Source organism: Streptomyces acidicola (assembly GCF_009377235.1).
Taxonomy (GTDB): domain Bacteria; phylum Actinomycetota; class Actinomycetes; order Streptomycetales; family Streptomycetaceae; genus Streptomyces; species Streptomyces acidicola.
On sequence record NZ_VMNX01000054.1, the window covers coordinates 1 to 17,275 of the forward strand.

Sequence of the window (17,275 nt, forward strand, 5' to 3'; positions counted from 1 at the left end):
GTCCCGCCCCCGCCCCCGTCCCGGCCCTGCCGTCAGGCGCTGTGGACTGCGACAGCGGCGATCTGCTTGCAGTAGAAGTCCGTGGTGTTCTGCGTGTGCCGGCGCATGAGCTCCTCGGCGCGGTCGGCATCGCGGTCGGCGATGGCCTCGATGATCCGGGCGTGCTCGCTCCAGGCGTCCTTGCCGCGGGGTTTGGCGATGGGCATGTAGTACCAGCGCACGCGCCGGTCGACCTGAGGTATGAGTTCGGCGAGGACCGCGTTGCGGGAGAGATGGGTGATGTGGGTGTGGAGGGCGGCGTTGGCTTCCACGATGGCCCGGGCGTCGCCGGCCGCGAGGGCGGTGAGGCCGGTCTGCTGCAGTTCCCACAGCCGGGCGACGTCGTGGGGAGTGGCGTGCTGGGCGGCGCCGTGTGCGGAGTGGGTTTCGAGGAGGGCCCGGACGCTGAGGAGTTGGGCGCATTCCTCCGTGGTGGGGGAGTGGACGAAGGCTCCCTGGGCGGGGCGCAGGTCGACCCAGCCGGCGGTCTGCAGCCGCTGCAGGGCCTCGCGTATCGGCTGGCGGCTGACACCGAGGCTTTCGGCGAGTTCGGCCTCGACGAGGTGCTGGCCGGGCTTGAGGGAGCCGTTGATGATCATTTCGGTGAGGGCCTCGTAGACGGCCTGGCGTAGCGGGGCGGGCCGTCTGATAGGGCCGCGGACTGTCGCGGTGGGTGTCTCAGGCATGGCCCTCTCCCTCGTTCGACGGCTGACGCCAAACCAATCGGTCCTGGGATACTGAGTTTAGTATGCAATAGCCAGTCCTGGTGCGGATGTGTTGCGAAGTTGCGGAAATTGCTCGACCCCACCTCTGGTGCCTGGAACGGGATGGAGAATACTGTATGCAATCATCCCTCGCTGCCTGGCAGCGGACCAGAAACCGCCCCGAGGGGGTCACCCTGTGCCGTACCGCACCGCTCTCGCAGAGGTCCTGAACAGCGTCATCGCGCCCTCCGCCGAAGAGACCGCCCTGGAGGGCAGATTCCCCCGCCGTGCCGTGACGGCCCTCGGCCGTGCCGGGCTGCTGGGACTCACCGTCTCCACTGAGTTCGGCGGCGGTGGAAAGGGTCTGGCGGAAGCCGTCGAGGTGGTGGCGCGGACCGCGCGCGTCTGCCCGGCCACGGCAGCCGTGCTCCAGTCCCACTACACGGCGGTCGCCGTCATCGAGGCGTACGGCGGCCCCTGGGTGCGCGGCGAGGTCGCCGCCGGACGTCACCTCGGGAGCCTTGCTCTGTCGGAGGACGGCGCCGGGGACCAGGGGGTGGAGGCCCAACTCCGCACGCCGCGCTCCACTGCCACCCGCTCCGGCGGCGTGGTCGCCCTGCGCGCCCGTAAACAGCAGGTGGTCGCGGCCGGAGAAGCCGACAGCTACATCTGGTCCTCCCGGCCGCTCGCCGCGCGGGACGGCCTGAGTCTCTGGGCGGTGCCGGCGTACGCCCCGGACCTGTTCGTTCCGGCCCGGCCCGGCGGTGCGGGGCCGCACGGCAGCGCCACGTCCACGGTGTTCGCCGACCCGGTTCTCGTTCCCGCCGACGCGATACTCGGCGCGGACGGCGGCGGGCTCGACATCGTGCTGCGTACCGTCCTGCCCTGGCTGCTCGAACTGCGGGCCGCCGCCGGCGCCGAGACCTTTTGCCCCCCGGCCGTCGACGTCTTCCTCAGCTCCGCTCGCCGCCCCGCCGACTCCCTCGCGTCGTCCTGACCCCTCCGGGCGGCGCGTTCGGTCAGTCCTCGCTCGCCCCGGCGGCGATCTGCCTGCGGTAGAAGTCGGTCGTGCGCTCGGTGTGCTTGCGCATGACCTCGCCGGCGCGGTCCGCGTCGCCCTTGGCGATGGCCTTGATGAGCAGCGCGTGCTCGTTCCAGGCCGCCTTGCCACGGGGTTTGGCGATGGGCGTGTAGTACCAGCGCACCTTCTGGCCGACCTGTGAGATCAGTTCGGCCAGTACGGCATTGTCTGCCACGGCGGTGATGAAGGCGTGCAGGGCGCTGTTGGCCGTGACCAGGCGTTCGACGTCGCCCTCGGCGAGGGCGTCAATGCCCTCCTGCTGCAACTCCCAGAGCCGTTCGATGTCCTGGGGCTTCGCGTGCAGGGCCGCGAGCTGGGCCGAATAGGTTTCCAGTACCGAGCGGACCCCGAGGAGTTGGGCGGCCTCTTCCTCCGTGGGGGAGTGGACGAAGGCACCCTGAGCGGGGCGCAGGTCGACCCACCCGGCGCTCTGCATCCGCTGCAGGGCCTCACGGACCGGCTGGCGGCTGACACCGAGGTGTTCGGCGAGTTCGGCCTCGACGAGGTGCTGGCCGGGCTTGAGGGAGCCACTGACGATCAGTTCGGTCAGGGCGTCGTACACGGCCTGGCGCAGCGGTGCCGGGCGGGAGACGCGCCGGGACGCCGCGGCCGTGAGTGCCTCGCGCATGGTTGCCCCGTTCTGACGACAGGCCCGCGGGGGGCGACGGCTTTGCCAAGTGGTGGCCGTCGAAAAGGTTGCCGACGGCAGCTTCAGCATACAGGTTTTGGTATGCAAGATGGTGTGAGCCGTGGGTGGTGCAGCCCTGGTGGGAGCTCCGTCGGAGCCCTGGTCGGTGGGGGCCCGCGGTCGTGCGGCTTCCGGCGCCCTCGTGACCGGGGTCGGGCCACAATCTTTGCTGGGCTTCTGTATACAGAAGCCTGTATGGGGTATCGTCTGAGTCTCCTGCATCCTCGCCGGGGACCCGTGTGACGGAAGGCGGAGCGATCATGACGACCAGCGGGAGTGACGTGACGGTCGAGAGCGTGGTCCGGAAGGTGGTGGCCGGTCACCGGGGCCAGCGTGGTGCGCTGCTGCCCGTACTGCACGCCGTTCAGGCCGAGTTGGGCCACGTGCCGCAAGAGGCGATTCCGGTGCTCGCCGACGAACTCAACCTCTCCCGGGCGGACGTCCACGGAGTGGTGACCTTCTACCACGACTTCCGCCGCGAGCCCGCGGGCCGCACCACGGTGCGCATCTGCCGCGCCGAGGCATGCCAGGCCCTGGGTGCCGACAGGCTGGTGGGCTATGCCCGCGAGGCCGGACTGACTCTGGGGGAGACGACAGCGGACGGTTCGGTGACCGTCGAGCAGGTCTTCTGTCTCGGCAACTGCGCACTCGGGCCATCGGTGGAGGCGAACGGTCGGCTGTACGGACGAGTGGGCCCCGCCCAGCTGGGCTCGATCCTCAACGGGACGGTCTCTTCATGAACAACTCTTCGCACTCCGCGGCGACGGTCTACGTCCCCCGCGACTCGGCGGCCAGGTCCGTCGGCGCGGACGAGGTCGCGGGCGCCCTGCAACGTGCCGCCGATCGCGGGGACTTCGCCATCGACGTCGTACGCAACGGATCGCGCGGCATGCTGTGGCTGGAGCCGATGGTCGAGGTGGTGACCTCGCAGGGCCGCGTCGGCTACGGGCCCGTGGCCCCCTCGGACGTGGACGGGCTCCTGGCCGCCGGCCTGCTCGACGGGGCGGACCATCCGCTGCGGCTCGGCATCGTGGACGAACTGCCCTGGCTGGCACGCCAGAACCGCGTCACCTTCGCCAGAGTCGGGGTGACCGACCCCCTGTCGACGGAGGACTACGTGGCGCACGGCGGCCTCGCCGGGCTGCGCGCCGCCCTGGAGCTCGCCCCCGCGGACGTGGTCGCGGAGGTCACCGCATCCGGGCTGCGTGGCCGCGGCGGCGCCGGATTCCCGGCCGGCATCAAGTGGAAGACCGTGCTCGACTGCGCCGACGAGCTGAAGTTCGTCTGCTGCAACGCCGACGAGGGCGACAGCGGGACCTTCGCCGACCGCATGGTCATGGAGGGCGACCCGTTCATGCTCATCGAGGGCATGACCATCGCCGCACACGCGGTCGGCGCGAGTGAGGGCTACCTGTACATCCGCTCCGAATACCCCGACGCGGTGGCCACGATGCGCTCGGCGATCGCGATCGCGCGCGAGCACGGCTGGCTCGGCAAGGGCATCCTCGGTTCCGCGCTGGACTTCGACCTGCATGTACGCGTCGGAGCGGGCGCGTACATCTGCGGCGAGGAGACCTCCATGCTGGAGAGCCTGGAGGGCAAGCGGGGCATGGTCCGCGCGAAGCCGCCGATCCCGGCGATCGAGGGCCTGTTCGGTAAACCGACCGTGGTGAACAACGTCCTCACGCTGGCCACCGTCCCCGTCGTCCTCGCCGAGGGCGCGAAGGCGTACCAGGAACTCGGCGTCGAACGCTCCCGGGGCACCCAGGTCTTCCAGCTCGGTGGCAACATCGCCCACGGCGGCATCGTGGAGACCGCCTTCGGCATCACCCTGCGCGAACTCGTCGAGGACTACGGCGGCGGAACCTTCTCCGGGCGCCCGGTGCGTACGGTGCAGGTCGGCGGTCCGCTCGGCGCCTATCTGCCGACGTCGATGTTCGACCTGCCGATGGACTACGAAGCGTTCGCGGCGGCCGGCGCGCTGGTCGGCCACGGCGGCATCGTGGTGTTCGACGACACCGTCGACATGGCCGCCCAGGCACGCTTCGCCATGGAGTTCTGCGCCGAGGAGTCCTGCGGCAAGTGCACCCCGTGCCGGGTCGGTGCGGTACGGGGCGTCGAGGTGATCGACAAGATCGTGGCCGGGCAGCACCGGGACGAGAACCTGGCCCTGCTGGACGATCTGTGCGACCTGATGACCGACGGCTCGCTGTGCGCGATGGGCGGGCTGACGCCGATGCCCGTACGCAGCGCCCTGACGCACTTCCCCGACGACTTCCTCGGCGGCCGTCGACTCCTGGAGATCCAACCCGTACAAGCGACTGGCGTGAGGACGGAGGGCACGGCATGACACTCCTCAAGGAACCCGACTTCGGAACCCCGGAAAGGCCCGGCCCGGCGACGGTGTCGGTGGAGGTGGACGGCCTGCCGGTGACCGTCCCGGAGGGCACCTCGGTGATGCGCGCCGCCGCGCAGGCCGGCGTCGACATACCCAAACTGTGCGCCACCGACAGCCTGGAGGCGTTCGGCTCCTGCCGGCTGTGCGTGGTGGAGATCGACGGCCGGCGCGGCACCCCGGCGTCCTGCACCACACCGTGCGCCGACGGGATGAAGGTGAGCACGCAGACGCCGAAGGTGGAGAAGCTCCGCCAGGGCGTCATGGAGCTCTACATCTCCGACCATCCGCTGGACTGCCTCACCTGCCCGGCCAACGGCGACTGCGAACTGCAGGACATGGCCGGCGTGGTGGGGCTCAGGCAGGTCCGCTACGGCTACGAGGGCGAGAACCATCTCGACGCCGAGAAGGACACGTCCAACCCCTATTTCGACTTCGACCCGTCCAAGTGCATCGCCTGCTCCCGCTGCGTGCGGGCCTGCGGTGAGGTGCAGGGCACGTTCGCGCTCACCATCGAGGGGCGTGGCTTTGAGTCCAAGGTCTCGCCGGGCGCCGGCGAGACCTTCATGGATTCCGAGTGCGTCTCCTGCGGGGCCTGCGTGCAGGCCTGCCCGACGTCGACGCTGCAGGAGCGTTCGGTCGTCGAGCTCGGGATGCCGACCCGGTCGGTGGTCACCACCTGCGCGTACTGCGGTGTCGGCTGCTCCTTCAAGGCGGAGCTGCGCGGCGACGAGCTGGTGCGCATGGTGCCCCACAAGGACGGCGGGGCGAACGAGGGCCACTCCTGCGTGAAGGGCCGGTTCGCCTTCGGCTACGCCACCCACCCCGACCGCGTGCTCAAGCCCATGGTGCGGGACAGGATCACCGATCCGTGGCGCGAGGTCGAGTGGGACGAGGCGATCGGCACGGTCGCCCGGCGGATGCGCGAGATCCAGGACCGGTACGGATCGAGTGCGGTCGGCGCCATCACCTCGTCGAGGTGCACCAACGAAGAGGTCTACGTCGTACAGAAGATGGTGCGCGCGGCCTTCGGCAACAACAACGTGGACACCTGCGCGCGGGTCTGCCACTCCCCGACGGGCTACGGGCTCAAGCAGACCTTCGGCGAGTCGGCCGGCACCCAGGACTTCCGCTCGGTGGCGCAGGCCGATGTGATCGTGGTGATCGGAGCGAACCCCACGGACGGGCACCCGGTCTTCGCCTCCCGGATGAAGCGCCGGCTGCGCGAGGGCGCCCAGCTCATCGTCGTCGACCCGCGCCGTATCGACCTGGTGCGCTCCCCGCACATCGAGGCCCAGCACCACCTCCAGCTCAGGCCGAGCACCAACGTCGCCGTGGTCAACGCCATGGCGCACGTGGTGGTCACCGAGGGACTGGTCGACCGGACCTTCGTGGACCAGCGGTGCGAGGGGTTCGACGAGTGGGCGGAGTTCATCGCCCGCCCGGAGAACAGCCCGGAGGCGGCCGAACCGATCACCGGCGTGCCGGCCGAGGAACTGCGGGCCGCCGCACGGCTGTACGCGACCGCCCCGAACGGGGCCATCTACTACGGTCTCGGCGTCACCGAGCACAGCCAGGGCTCGACCATGGTCATGGGGATGGCCAACCTCGCGATGGCGTGCGGCAACATCGGCCGTGACGGCGTCGGCGTGAACCCGCTGCGCGGTCAGAACAACGTGCAGGGCTCGTGCGACATGGGCTCGTTCCCGCACGAACTGCCCGGCTACCGGCATGTCTCCGACGACGCGGTGCGCACTGTGTTCGAGAACCTCTGGGGCGGCACCCTCCTCGCCGAGCCCGGACTGCGCATCCCGAACATGTTCGACGCGGCGATCGACGGGACCTTCCGCGGACTCTTCGTCCACGGCGAGGACATCGCCCAGTCCGACCCGAACCTGCGGCACGTCACCGCCGCGCTCGAAGCCATGGAACTGGTGGTCGTACAGGACCTGTTCCTCAACGAGACGGCCAAGTTCGCGCATGTCTTCCTGCCCGGGGCGTCGTTCCTGGAGAAGGACGGCACCTTCACCAACGCCGAACGCCGGATCAACCGGGTGCGCGCGGTGATGAAGCCGAAGACGGGCAAGCACGAGTGGCAGATCGTGAGCGAGATCGCCACCGCCATGGGGTACCCGATGTCGTACGACCACCCGAGCCAGATCATGGACGAGATCGCCTCGGTCACACCGACCTTCACGGGTGTGTCCTTCGAGGTGCTGGACAAGCTCGGCAGCGTCCAGTGGCCGTGCAACGAGTCGGCTCCGGAGGGAACACCGATCATGCACGTGGACGAGTTCGTCCGCGGCAAGGGCAAGTTCGTGGTCACCTCCTACGTACCGACCAACGAGCGCAGCACCCGGCGCTTCCCGCTGGTCCTGACCACGGGGCGGATCCTCAGCCAGTACAACGTCGGCGCGCAGACCCGCCGTACCGGCAACGTCGCCTGGCACCCCGAGGACATACTGGAACTGCACCCCCACGACGCCGAAGTCCGCGGCATCACCGACGGTGACATGGTCACCCTGGCCAGCCGAGTCGGGCAGACGACGCTCCGTGCGGAGATCTCCGACCGGATGCCGACCGGCGTCGTGTACACCACCTTCCATCACCCCGTGACCGGGGCCAACGTGGTGACCACGGAGAACTCCGACTGGGCGACCAACTGCCCGGAGTACAAGGTGACCGCCGTGCAGGTCGCGCTCGCGCGTCCGCTCAGGCACGACGACACGGAACGCGCCGAGAACGATCTGGTCACGGTGGTGGACTGAGATGACAGCCACCGTGCCACCGGAACGCAGGATGGCGAACGACATCGCCGCGAACCTCGGACATCTGCCGGGGGAGCAGGCCGCCGAGGCGGTCGCGGGACACATCGGCAGATTCTGGGACCCGCGGATGCGTGCCAGGCTGTACGAGTTCGTCGACGCCGGAGCGGACGGGCTGGACCCCTTGGTGGTCGCAGCCGTGAAGCTCCTGCGCTGACCCGCGTACCCGACCGCTGCGCGACGTGCACCACGCGCAGCGGTCCCGGGGCCTGTGCCGCAAGCGGCGCCTGCCGGGTCTTCCCCGCGCGAACCCGAGCTCGTGCGGGGGCACCCTCCATCGCCGCCGCCCTGTCCGGAGGTACTGCCTTGCTCTCCGACCTCCTCTCCGGCCGGCAAGTGCCCGGCTTGCCGTGCTCGATAGGCTCTGGCTGATCACACGGCATCCGGCTCGACCGTCTGCACTGCCGGCCCGGCCCCGGGAAGAGAGAGGAGTCGTTCATGCTGTTCCGGCAGCTGGAGTACTTCGTGGCGGTGGCGAGGGAACGGCACTTCGCCAGGGCGGCGGAATCCTGCTATGTGTCCCAGCCCGCGCTCTCGGCGGCGATCGCCAAGCTGGAGCGGGAGCTGAACGTCACGTTGATCAACCGCGGGCACAACTACCAGGGCCTCACCCCGGAGGGCGAACGGCTCGTCGTGTGGGCCAAGAGGATTCTCGCCGAGCAGGACGCGTTCAAGGCCGAGGTGGCCGCCATGCAGTCGGGCATCACGGGGACGCTGCGACTGGGAACGGAACCCACGGCATCGACGACCCTGGCGCTTCCCGTGGCCGCGTTCTGCTCCGAGCACCCCTTGGCCAAGGTGCAGGTCCGCTCCCGGCTGTCCACGAAGGAACTCCTCCGTCAGCTGCGCGAGTTCGAACTGGATGCCGCGATCGCCCACTTCGCCCCTGGCGACCGGGAGAACCTCCAGGTGATGCCGCTCTACGAGGAGCGATACATGCTGCTGGTCTCGGGCGACCAGCTGATGCCCCAGACCAGCACCATGACCTGGACGGAGGCGGCCCAACTGCCGCTCGCGCTGCTGACGCCCGACCACCGGATCCGGGAGCTCATCGACAGCGTGTTCGCGGAGAAGGGGGTCGTCGTGACCCCGCAGGTGGAGACGGACTCGATCGCGTCCCTCTACGCGCACGTCGGCGGCGGCGAGTGGGCGAGCATCGTGCCGCACTCGTGGTTGCGAGCGATGCCGGTCATCGGCAGGACCAGAGCCGTGCGCCTGGTCGACCCGGACGCCAGGGCCGGGGTCTCGGTGGCGATCCACGCGGCGACTCCCGGTTCGATCGCCGCCCGGGCGTTCGTGAACGCGGCAACGGGCCTGTCGCTGGACGACTTCTTCGACCAGCCGCTGACGACCGAGCATCGCGTGCGGTGAGACGGGCCGTCACGGCACATACCGGGCCGCGACCGCCGGCCGGTCCAGCCCTCCCTTGGCGGTGTGCGGCAGAGCGGTGACGAGTACGAGCCGGTCGGGCACTTCGAAGGGGGCAAGCCGGTCACGGGCGTACTCCAGGATCTCCTCGGACCCGATGCCGTCGCTCACGACCACGGCGGCGCCGACCCGTTGACCGTACGTCGCGTCGGGGATGGCGAACACGGCCGCTTCGGCGACTCCGGGACAGCCGGCGAGGATGTCCTCGACGTGCTCGGGCGAGATCTTCTCGCCGCCGCGGTTGATGAGGTTCTTGAGACGCCCGGTGAGGGTCAGGTACCCGTCCTTGTCCAGTGAGCCGAGGTCACCGGTGCGGAACCAGCCGTCGGCAAAGCTGTGCGCCGTCTCGGCCGGGTTGCCGACATAGCCGCGTGCGATGGTGGGACCGTGCACCCACACCTCGCCCTCGGTGCCGACCGGGCACGGGCGCCCGTTCTGGTCGACGACCCGCAGGTCCACCCCGGTCGGCCGGCCCACTGACCCTTGCTTCAGGGCCTCCTGCTGCGGCAGCGGTTCGCTGGTCGCCTGGTGCGTGGCCTCGGTCATCCCGTACGCCGAGAGCAGCGGTGCACCGAGCGTGCGCTCCAGCGCCCGTTGCGTGGCCGGGTTGAGGGGGGCACTGCAGCTGCGTACGAACTTCAGGGGCGGGGCCTGCGGGCCCGGGTACTCGGTGGCCGACCGGTGCAGGAGGATCTCGTGGATGGCCGGGGACGCCGTGAACCAGGTGGCGGCCGCAGCCCGCATGTCGTCCCAGAACGTGCGCGCCGAGAACCGCCCCTGTTCGGGCAACAGCACGCATCCCCCGCTGGCCAGGGACGCCAGCAGCGCTGCCAACAGCCCGTGGCTGTGGAAGAAGGGCATCACCGCGACGGTCGCGTCGCCGGGACCCAGCTCGTAGGCGGCGCAGATGCCCTGCACGGAGGCGGCCACATTGGCATGGGTCAGCGGAACCATCTTGGCCCGGTCGGTGGTTCCCGCCGTGAACATGACGAGGGCGTCGTGGCTCGACAGCTCCTGTGCCGCGCCCCGGGCGTCCCGTACCGCACGCACGTCGGTATCGAGTGTCGCTGTCGCCGTCCCGGCCGGGGAGGCGTGCACGCGCAGCGGCCAGGCCGGAACACGGAGGTGCGGGACCGGCGGGGCGCCGGACGCACCGGGCCCGACCAGGACCGCCTGCGCGCCCAACGCTTCGAGCCGGGCGGACAGCTGAGGCTCGGGCAGCGCCGGGTCGATCGGAGCGACCACGAGGCCGGCTCGCGCCGCGCTCAGCAGGGCGATGACGAACTCAGCGGTGTTGGCGCAGACGAGACCCACCGCGTCGCCGGGGCGCAACCCCGTGGAGCCGAGCCGGGCGGCCACGTCGTCGACCAGGGTGGCGAGGGCGCGGTAGGACAGGTGTATCCGCTCCCCGGTGACGACGAGGGCACCGGCGCGGGGACGATCGCGCACCGGCCGGTCGAGGAGGTCGATGAGGCCTGTGATTCCCGGGGGCCGGTACTGGTCCGCGTCGCGCACGGATGCTGCGGCCGGAACGGCCATGACTCCGCCTCCCCGTACCGAGTCTGATGAAGCAGTCCTCTGCGAGCCTGCGACGGTCCCGGGTTCGCGTCCAATACGCACTACCGAACGACCAATAGCAGGCGTCTATCAAGGGAGTTGCAGGGCCAGGTCCGGGGCCTCCGCCGCGGTCGATAGATGTTGTTTATCAGCTGGTCGTCGATGGGTCTTGGACGTGGGGGCGCGTGCTGCGGATGGTGAGAGGAGTAGCCGCTCCGGCAGGACCTGCCCAAGGAGGACCTCGGACCATGACCGACCCCTCGCCAATGGAGACCGCGGCAGCAGCCGACGTTCCGACCGAGCTCACCGACGGGTACCACCTGGTCGTCGACGCGCTCAAGATGAACGACGTCGACACCATCTACGGGGTGGTCGGCATCCCGATCACCGACCTGGCCCGCCTCGCCCAGGCACAGGGCATCCGCTACGTCGGCTTCCGACACGAGAGCAACGCCGGACACGCGGCGGCCATCGCCGGCTACCTCAACAAGAAGCCGGGCGTGGCGCTGACGGTGTCGGCACCGGGCTTCCTCAACGGACTTGTCGCGCTGGCGAACGCGACCACGAACTGCTTCCCGATGGTCCAGATCTCCGGCTCCAGCGAGCGTCACCTCGTCGACCTCAAGCAGGGCGACTACGAGGAGATGGACCAGCTCACCGCCGCGCAGCCGTTCGTCAAGGCCGCGTACCGGGTGAGCCGTGTGGAGGACATCGGCCGGGGCATCGCCCGTGCGCTGCGCACCGCGATCTCCGGGCGCCCCGGCGGGGTCTACCTCGACATCCCCGCCGCGGTGCTCGGCGCCATCATGGACAAGGAGGCGGGCGCCAGGACGCTGAGCCGTCTTGTCGACCCCGCCCCGCGCCAGCTGCCCGCACCCGAGGCGGTGGACCGGGCGATCGAGCTCCTGGCGGGCGCCGAGCGGCCGTTGGTGGTGCTCGGCAAGGGCGCCGCGTACGCCCAGGCGGACGCGAAGATCCGCGCGTTCATCGAGTCCACCGGTATCCCGTACGTACCGATGTCGATGGCGAAAGGCCTGCTGCCCGACGACCACCCGCAGTCGGCGGCCACCGCCCGTTCTCTGGCGCTGAAGAAGGCCGACGTCGTGATGCTCGTCGGCGCCCGCCTCAACTGGCTCCTGGGCCACGGCGAGGCACCGCAGTGGAACTCCGACGCCAAGTTCATCCAGGTGGACATCGAGCCCAAGGAGATGGACAGCAACCAGCCCATCGCCGCCCCGCTCGTCGGGGACATCGAGTCGGTGCTCGACGTGCTCGCCGAGCGGACCAAGCCCGGCCAGATCGCGACCCCCGCGGCCTGGCGGGACGAGCTGACGGCTCGCTCGGCGCAGAACGTCGCCAAGATGGCGAAGCGCCTTGAGGCCGACCCGCACCCCATGCAGTTCATGGGCGCCCTGAAGGCCGTACGCGACGTCGTGCACGAGCACCCCGAGACGTACATCGTCAACGAGGGCGCCAACGCTTTGGACATCGCGCGCAACGTGATCGACATGCATGTGCCGCGCCACCGCCTCGACAGCGGTACGTGGGGCGTCATGGGCATCGGCATGGGCTACGCGATCGCCGCCGCCGTCGAGAGCGGCGCTCCGGTCGTGGCCATCGAAGGCGACAGCGCGTTCGGGTTCAGCGGCATCGAGATCGAGACGATCTGCCGCTACAAGCTGCCCGTCGTCACGGTGATCATGAACAACGGCGGTGTCTACCGCGGCGACGACGTCAACCCGTACGACGACGCCCCCTCTCCCACAACCCTCATGTCGGCGGCCCGCCATGACCTGCTGATCGAGGCGTTCGGCGGCAAGGGATACCGCGCCACCACGCCCGCCGAGGTCACCGCGGCCCTCACCGAGGCACTGGCCTCGGGCGGCCCGGCGCTCATCGACTGCGTGATCGACCCCTCGGCCGGTACCGAGAGCGGCCACATCTCGCACCTCAACCCCAAGGGCATCACCGTCGGCAACATCACGCCGGCGAAGAAGTGAGCGCCTCCACGCCCCCCGAACTGCCGCCTCGCACACGATCATTCACGAAAAGGAAGCCAACATGAGTGAAAAGCCGCTGGCCGGAATCAAGGTGATCGACTTCACCGGGGTCCAGGCCGGTCCCGCGTGCACCCAGATGCTCGCCTGGTTCGGCGCCGACGTCATCAAGGTCGAGCGCATCGACGGCGGCGACGTGACACGCCGTCAGCTGCGGGACATCGAGGACCTCGACGCCCTCTACTTCACCATGCTGAACAGCAACAAGCGCTCGCTGGCCATCAACACCAAGACCCCCGAGGGCAAGGAGGTCATGGAGAGGCTGATCCGCGAGTCGGACCTCCTGGTCGAGAACTTCGCGCCGGGCGCCATGGACCGCATGGGGCTCGGGTGGGACTACATTCACGAGCTGAACCCACGTCTGATCTTCGGGTCCGTCAAGGGCTTCAACGACCACTCCAAGTGGAACGACCTCAAGGTCTACGAGAACGTCGCCCAGGCCGCCGGCGGCGCGGCGTCGACGACCGGCTTCTGGGACGGCCCGCCCACCATCAGCGGCTCGGCCCTCGGTGACAGCAACACCGGTATGCATCTGATGATCGGCCTCCTTACGGCGATCATCCAGCGCAATGAGACCGGTGTGGGCCAGAAGGTCTCGGTGTCCATGCAGGACGCCTGCCTCAACCTGACCCGCGTCAAGCTCCGTGACCAGCAGCGCCTGGACAAGGTCGGCTACCTGGAGGAGTACCCGCAGTACCCGCATGGCGAGTTCGGCGACGCGGTGCCCCGCGGCGGCAACGCCGGCGGCGGCGGCCAGCCGGGCTGGATCCTGAAGTGCAAGGGCTGGGAGACCGACCCCAACGCCTACATCTACTTCACGGTCCAGGAGCAGAACTGGGCCCGCACCTGCGAGGCCATCGGCCACCCCGAGTGGAAGGACGACCCGGACTACACCACCGCCCGGGCCCGCCAGCCGCGCATCATGGAGATCTTCGACGAGATCGAGAAGTGGCTGGCCGACAAGACCAAGTACGAGGCGGTCGACATCCTGCGCGAGTGGGAGGTGCCCTGCGCCCCCGTGCTCAGCATGAAGGAGCTCGCCGAGGACCCCGACATGCGCGCGAGCGGCACGATCGTCGAGGTTGAGCAGAAGGAGCGCGGCACCTACCTGACCGTGGGCAGCCCGATCAAGTTCTCCAGCTGGGAGCCCGACATCCAGGGTGCGCCGCTGCTCGGCGAGCACACCGACGAGGTGCTCGCGGACCTCGGCTACGACGCGGATGGCATCCGCAAGCTGCACGAGGGCAAGGTCGTCGCCTGACCCGACGGCCCCGCGCCCCGCGTACGGTCCTCGTACGCGGGGCACGGCATGTGAGGGGTGTCAGGGACGCCGGCCACTTCCCCTGTTACCTCTCTGTCGCGTCCTTGACGTGCCGCTGTATGCCGGAAGCGGTCGGGGCCCGAAGACCGCGACCGCTTCCGGCGTGGAGGGCGTCTCAGACCGTTGTACGGTCTGCTGCGGTTTCGGCCTGCCGCCGCATCATCTCCCGCTCCTTCGCCCGTCGCGCGGTGACATCCCGGACCACCGCTCCGACGTAGGCGCCGCCGTCGGGAGCGGGCAGCAGAACCACGCTGAACTCGATGGACAGCTTCCTGCCGTCCGCGGCCAGCGCGGGAACGGCCAAGAGGTCCGCTTCTCCGTACTTGGTACTCCCTCGGTCCATGGCCTCCCGAAAGCCGTCCCAGTGACGCTTCCTGTGCTTTTCGGGGATGATGACGTCCAGACTGCGACCGGCCACGTCAGCCGCCGCGAGCCCGAAGATGCGCTCCGCACCCCGGTTCCAATAGCGGATCAGTCCCTCGCCGTCGATGATCATTATGCCGTCGGGCGCCTGGGCGGCCATTCCCAGCACCACCTCGGGATCCAGATCTTCCATGTCGCCTCCGAGCCGGGGCCATTGGTGGTGAACAGTATACAGAATGCAGTACTGGGTTACCCTGATTGCGCACGAGGTGATGGCCCGTCAGTCAGGCGTTGTCACGTGAATCGGAGGACGGCCCGACTGACCGACCAGCGCGTGGTCTTCGACTGGTAGGACCGTGGCGGAGGAGGTCGGTTCGGGGCGCGCGTCCCGTCACGCGGTGCACTGTTGGCCGCCAGGCCGACCGGAGACGGCCCTCGGCTTCCCCCGCCTGAACCGCATCAACTCGGCCGGCGAACACCACCCGGTGGGACGCGATCCCCGGGTCCTGCGGCTCCCGCATGCTTTCGTGGCCCCCGCACACACCGGGCCCGTCCGTGCCAGGACGGCGCGGACGGGCCCGGTGTGTGCGGGGGCGGGCGGGTCACACCACGCCGCTCTCCCACCACCACGAGCCGGAGCCGTACGAGGGGTACTGGACGCGGCTGTCGACGTGCTGCCAGGAGTTGGTGTACGCCTCAAGCCCGGAGAAGCCGCAGGTCTCGGCGATCCGGTACACCTGGAGCGTGCTGTGTCCTGACACCACGATGTCCGCGGCGACGCCGTAGACGTGCATGCTGTTGGACGCGCCGCCCACCGAGGCGTTGTGGGAGACGCTGCGGAAGCCGGAGTTGACCGTGATCGCGCTGTTCCCGGCCTTCTTGCGCAGGGCTTCCAGCTTGTACATCGTCCGGCGCACGTTCTCCTTGACCGTCGCGGACCCGACCTTGCCGCCGCCGAAACCGGCGCCGTCCTTGGAGTGGAACTCGCTCCACTCGAAGTGCGCGGTCGAACCGTCGCCGCTCTCCAGGCTGTTGAGCACGCTCTGGGTCGCCGGGCCGACGACGCCGTCCGCGGCCAGGCCGTAGGCGGACTGGAAGCGCTTGACGGCGGCGGCCGTGCCCGGGCCGAAGGCGCCGTCCCAGGCGACGTAGGTCTGCTGGGCGCTCGACGCGGCCCAGCCGCCGACCCGGATCTGCAGTTCCACCACGTCGGCGCCGGAGACACCCTGCTGAAGGGTGCGGGTCCAGCTGTAGGCCGAGGCCCTGCCCGCCGTGGTGAGGTTGACGGTCGCCGCCAGGCCGAGCGCGGCCGTGACCCCCGCCGCTCCCCGGAACAGGCCGCGGCGGTCGATACCGGAACCCGAGTGTCGTGCCGGAATCATGAAAGTCTCCTCTTCTGGGGAATGACGCGCCGAACGTCAGGCGACCAGGGCCTGCCAGGTGTTGGAACCGACGATGCCGTCCACGGTGAGGCGGCGCGCGGACTGGAACGAGCGCACCGCGGAGTCGGTGCCGGGCCCGAACGCGCCGTCCACCGCCAACGAGTAACCGCGCGAGTTGAGCTGGCTCTGCACCGCTTGGACCGCGGCTCCCGACGATCCCTGTCGTACGGTCACGATGAGGGCCTGCCAGGTGGCGGGTCCGACGATGCCGTCCACGGCGAGGCCGTTCGCGGACTGGAACGAACGCACCGCGGAGTCGGTCCCGGGCCCGAACGCGCCGTCCACCGTCAGCGTGGAACCGTGCGCCTTGAGCAGGTACTGGAGGGTCTTGACCCGCTCACCGCTCGCTCCCTGCTGCACGGTGGGCCAACTGCTGGTCGGCGGAGGGTTGTAGCTTCCCTTGGCGAAGGCCTGGAGGTCGGCGAGGGTGCCGTTGAAGGTGTTCTGGTCGCCGGGGAAGGTTCCGGAGTCGGAGTACTGCCAGATCGTCTGGGCCGACCAGCCGGCGGGCAGCGTGCCGGGGCTGCTGGCGTAACGGGCGATCCACAGCGGGTTGGTGGCCCCGAAGCTGCTGTTGTTGCCGGTGCAGGCGCTCCACCAGTCCGTGGTGGTGTAGATCGTCGGGTAGCGCCCGGTCCTGGCCTGCACCCGGTTACTGAACTCCCGGATCCAGGAGACCATCGCGCTCTGGCTCATCCCGTAGCAGGTGGCGCCGTAGGGGTTGTACTCGATGTCCAGGGCGGGCGGCAGCGTCTTGCCGTCGCCGGTCCAGCCGCCGCCGTTGTTGACGAAGTAGTCGGCCTGCGTGGTACCGCTCGAATTGCTGGGCAGCGCGAAGTGGTAGGCGCCGCGGATCAGCCCGACGTTGTAGGCGCCGTTGTACTGCTGGGAGTAGTTCGGGTTCTTGTACGTGGTGCCTTCGGTCGCCTTGACGTAGGCGAAGGCGGCGCCCTTGTTCTTGACGGACGTCCAGTCGACGTTGCCCTGGTGGCTGCTGACGTCGAGGCCGGCCGGGCCCGTGCTGATGGCGAGCGGCGCCGCGGTTGCCGACGATGATCCCGCGCGCAGGCGCTGGAGTCCCGCTCCGGCGTGGTCCTGCTCCGGGTGCGTCATGCGCACCGGGACCCCGCGGCCGTCGTCGGCCGTCGCCGTGCCGGCGCCGGGCACGAGCAGCAGGGTCAGGACGGCGGACAGCAGCCCGGCCGTCCATGCGAGCGTCCGGCCGGATCCGGTACGGGTGTCACCGGTTCTGAACCGCGAGAGGGTGGCTGCAGGCATGGTGCTCCCAGAGGTGTGTGGAGGGATGCTGCTACGCGCGTAAACCGGGGCCGCCGTGGTGCGGTGATCGGCGGTCGGCGGTGGGGGGTTGGAACAG

General features: G+C 69.6%; 14 protein-coding genes and 1 pseudogene. 8 read left to right on the forward strand and 7 right to left on the reverse strand.

Going from position 1 to position 17,275, the window contains the following annotated elements:
• Positions 1 to 32: 32 nt before the first annotated feature.
• Positions 33 to 725 (reverse strand): GntR family transcriptional regulator, encoded by a 693-nt coding sequence (locus FPZ41_RS16750; RefSeq protein ID WP_152863418.1) that lies wholly within the window; start codon positions 723 to 725, stop codon positions 33 to 35.
• Positions 726 to 939: 214 nt separating this feature from the next.
• Between FPZ41_RS16750 and FPZ41_RS16755 the strand changes: the two genes are divergently transcribed.
• Positions 940 to 1,740, forward strand: a complete 801-nt coding sequence (locus FPZ41_RS16755) for an acyl-CoA dehydrogenase family protein (RefSeq protein ID WP_322620325.1) — start codon at positions 940 to 942, stop codon at positions 1,738 to 1,740.
• Between the two features lie 22 nt (positions 1,741 to 1,762).
• Here FPZ41_RS16755 and FPZ41_RS16760 read toward each other — a convergent pair whose 3' ends face one another.
• Complete coding sequence (locus FPZ41_RS16760; protein ID WP_152863420.1) at positions 1,763 to 2,452, reverse strand: GntR family transcriptional regulator; 690 nt, start codon at positions 2,450 to 2,452, stop codon at positions 1,763 to 1,765.
• A gap of 320 nt (positions 2,453 to 2,772) precedes the next feature.
• Between FPZ41_RS16760 and FPZ41_RS16765 the strand changes: the two genes are divergently transcribed.
• The 5 genes from FPZ41_RS16765 (at position 2,773) to FPZ41_RS16785 (ending at position 9,103) form a co-directional block, all read left to right on the forward strand.
• Positions 2,773 to 3,252 carry an NAD(P)H-dependent oxidoreductase subunit E gene (locus tag FPZ41_RS16765; protein ID WP_152863422.1) on the forward strand — a complete coding sequence of 160 codons (480 nt, stop codon included), beginning with the start codon at positions 2,773 to 2,775 and terminating at the stop codon, positions 3,250 to 3,252.
• Positions 3,249 to 4,862 (forward strand): formate dehydrogenase beta subunit, encoded by a 1,614-nt coding sequence (locus tag FPZ41_RS16770; RefSeq protein ID WP_152863424.1) that lies wholly within the window; start codon positions 3,249 to 3,251, stop codon positions 4,860 to 4,862. Before FPZ41_RS16765 ends, FPZ41_RS16770 begins: the two co-directional genes overlap by 4 nt.
• Complete coding sequence (fdhF, locus tag FPZ41_RS16775) at positions 4,859 to 7,675, forward strand: formate dehydrogenase subunit alpha (RefSeq protein WP_152863426.1); 2,817 nt, start codon at positions 4,859 to 4,861, stop codon at positions 7,673 to 7,675. The genes FPZ41_RS16770 and fdhF overlap by 4 nt, the downstream gene beginning before the upstream one ends.
• 1 nt (position 7,676) lies before the next feature.
• Complete coding sequence (locus FPZ41_RS16780; protein WP_228022778.1) at positions 7,677 to 7,889, forward strand: formate dehydrogenase subunit delta; 213 nt, start codon at positions 7,677 to 7,679, stop codon at positions 7,887 to 7,889.
• Between the two features lie 281 nt (positions 7,890 to 8,170).
• Positions 8,171 to 9,103, forward strand: a complete 933-nt coding sequence (locus FPZ41_RS16785) for a LysR family transcriptional regulator (RefSeq protein ID WP_152863429.1) — start codon at positions 8,171 to 8,173, stop codon at positions 9,101 to 9,103.
• Positions 9,104 to 9,112: 9 nt separating this feature from the next.
• Here the strand turns inward: FPZ41_RS16785 and FPZ41_RS16790 are convergent, their stop codons facing one another.
• Positions 9,113 to 10,699 carry a FadD7 family fatty acid--CoA ligase gene (locus tag FPZ41_RS16790; protein WP_152863431.1) on the reverse strand — a complete coding sequence of 529 codons (1,587 nt, stop codon included), beginning with the start codon at positions 10,697 to 10,699 and terminating at the stop codon, positions 9,113 to 9,115.
• Positions 10,700 to 10,965: 266 nt separating this feature from the next.
• On the opposite strand from FPZ41_RS16790, the gene oxc reads away from it, so the two are divergent.
• The gene (gene oxc / locus FPZ41_RS16795) at positions 10,966 to 12,717 is read left to right on the forward strand and encodes an oxalyl-CoA decarboxylase (RefSeq protein WP_152863433.1); all 1,752 of its coding nucleotides are present in this window, start codon (positions 10,966 to 10,968) and stop codon (positions 12,715 to 12,717) included.
• A gap of 61 nt (positions 12,718 to 12,778) precedes the next feature.
• Complete coding sequence (gene frc, locus FPZ41_RS16800) at positions 12,779 to 14,035, forward strand: formyl-CoA transferase (RefSeq protein WP_152863435.1); 1,257 nt, start codon at positions 12,779 to 12,781, stop codon at positions 14,033 to 14,035.
• Between the two features lie 175 nt (positions 14,036 to 14,210).
• Here the strand turns inward: frc and FPZ41_RS16805 are convergent, their stop codons facing one another.
• From FPZ41_RS16805 to FPZ41_RS16815, 4 genes and pseudogenes are all read right to left on the reverse strand, one after another.
• Complete coding sequence (locus FPZ41_RS16805; RefSeq protein WP_152863437.1) at positions 14,211 to 14,651, reverse strand: PAS domain S-box protein; 441 nt, start codon at positions 14,649 to 14,651, stop codon at positions 14,211 to 14,213.
• Between the two features lie 409 nt (positions 14,652 to 15,060).
• The gene (locus tag FPZ41_RS16810) at positions 15,061 to 15,840 is read right to left on the reverse strand and encodes a D-Ala-D-Ala carboxypeptidase family metallohydrolase (protein WP_152863439.1); all 780 of its coding nucleotides are present in this window, start codon (positions 15,838 to 15,840) and stop codon (positions 15,061 to 15,063) included.
• A 36-nt stretch (positions 15,841 to 15,876) separates the two neighbouring features.
• Positions 15,877 to 16,260 (reverse strand): peptidoglycan-binding domain-containing protein, encoded by a 384-nt coding sequence (locus tag FPZ41_RS48310; protein ID WP_322620334.1) that lies wholly within the window; start codon positions 16,258 to 16,260, stop codon positions 15,877 to 15,879.
• Between the two features lie 36 nt (positions 16,261 to 16,296).
• Positions 16,297 to 17,178: pseudogene (locus tag FPZ41_RS16815) on the reverse strand (lysozyme); the annotation flags it as partial.
• Positions 17,179 to 17,275: the final 97 nt, after the last annotated feature.

Excerpts from the sequence above, each read along its gene's own strand:
- FPZ41_RS16750 (WP_152863418.1), bottom strand. The coding sequence starts at position 725 with ATGCCTGAGACACCCACCGCGACAGTCCGCGGCCCTATCAGACGGCCC.
- FPZ41_RS16760 (WP_152863420.1), bottom strand. The coding sequence starts at position 2,452 with ATGCGCGAGGCACTCACGGCCGCGGCGTCCCGGCGCGTCTCCCGCCCG.
- FPZ41_RS16765 (WP_152863422.1), top strand. The coding sequence starts at position 2,773 with ATGACGACCAGCGGGAGTGACGTGACGGTCGAGAGCGTGGTCCGGAAG.
- FPZ41_RS16770 (WP_152863424.1), top strand. The coding sequence starts at position 3,249 with ATGAACAACTCTTCGCACTCCGCGGCGACGGTCTACGTCCCCCGCGAC.
- fdhF (WP_152863426.1), top strand. The coding sequence starts at position 4,859 with ATGACACTCCTCAAGGAACCCGACTTCGGAACCCCGGAAAGGCCCGGC.
- FPZ41_RS16780 (WP_228022778.1), top strand. The coding sequence starts at position 7,677 with ATGACAGCCACCGTGCCACCGGAACGCAGGATGGCGAACGACATCGCC.
- FPZ41_RS16785 (WP_152863429.1), top strand. The coding sequence starts at position 8,171 with ATGCTGTTCCGGCAGCTGGAGTACTTCGTGGCGGTGGCGAGGGAACGG.
- FPZ41_RS16790 (WP_152863431.1), bottom strand. The coding sequence starts at position 10,699 with ATGGCCGTTCCGGCCGCAGCATCCGTGCGCGACGCGGACCAGTACCGG.
- oxc (WP_152863433.1), top strand. The coding sequence starts at position 10,966 with ATGACCGACCCCTCGCCAATGGAGACCGCGGCAGCAGCCGACGTTCCG.
- frc (WP_152863435.1), top strand. The coding sequence starts at position 12,779 with ATGAGTGAAAAGCCGCTGGCCGGAATCAAGGTGATCGACTTCACCGGG.
- FPZ41_RS16805 (WP_152863437.1), bottom strand. The coding sequence starts at position 14,651 with ATGGAAGATCTGGATCCCGAGGTGGTGCTGGGAATGGCCGCCCAGGCG.
- FPZ41_RS16810 (WP_152863439.1), bottom strand. The coding sequence starts at position 15,840 with ATGATTCCGGCACGACACTCGGGTTCCGGTATCGACCGCCGCGGCCTG.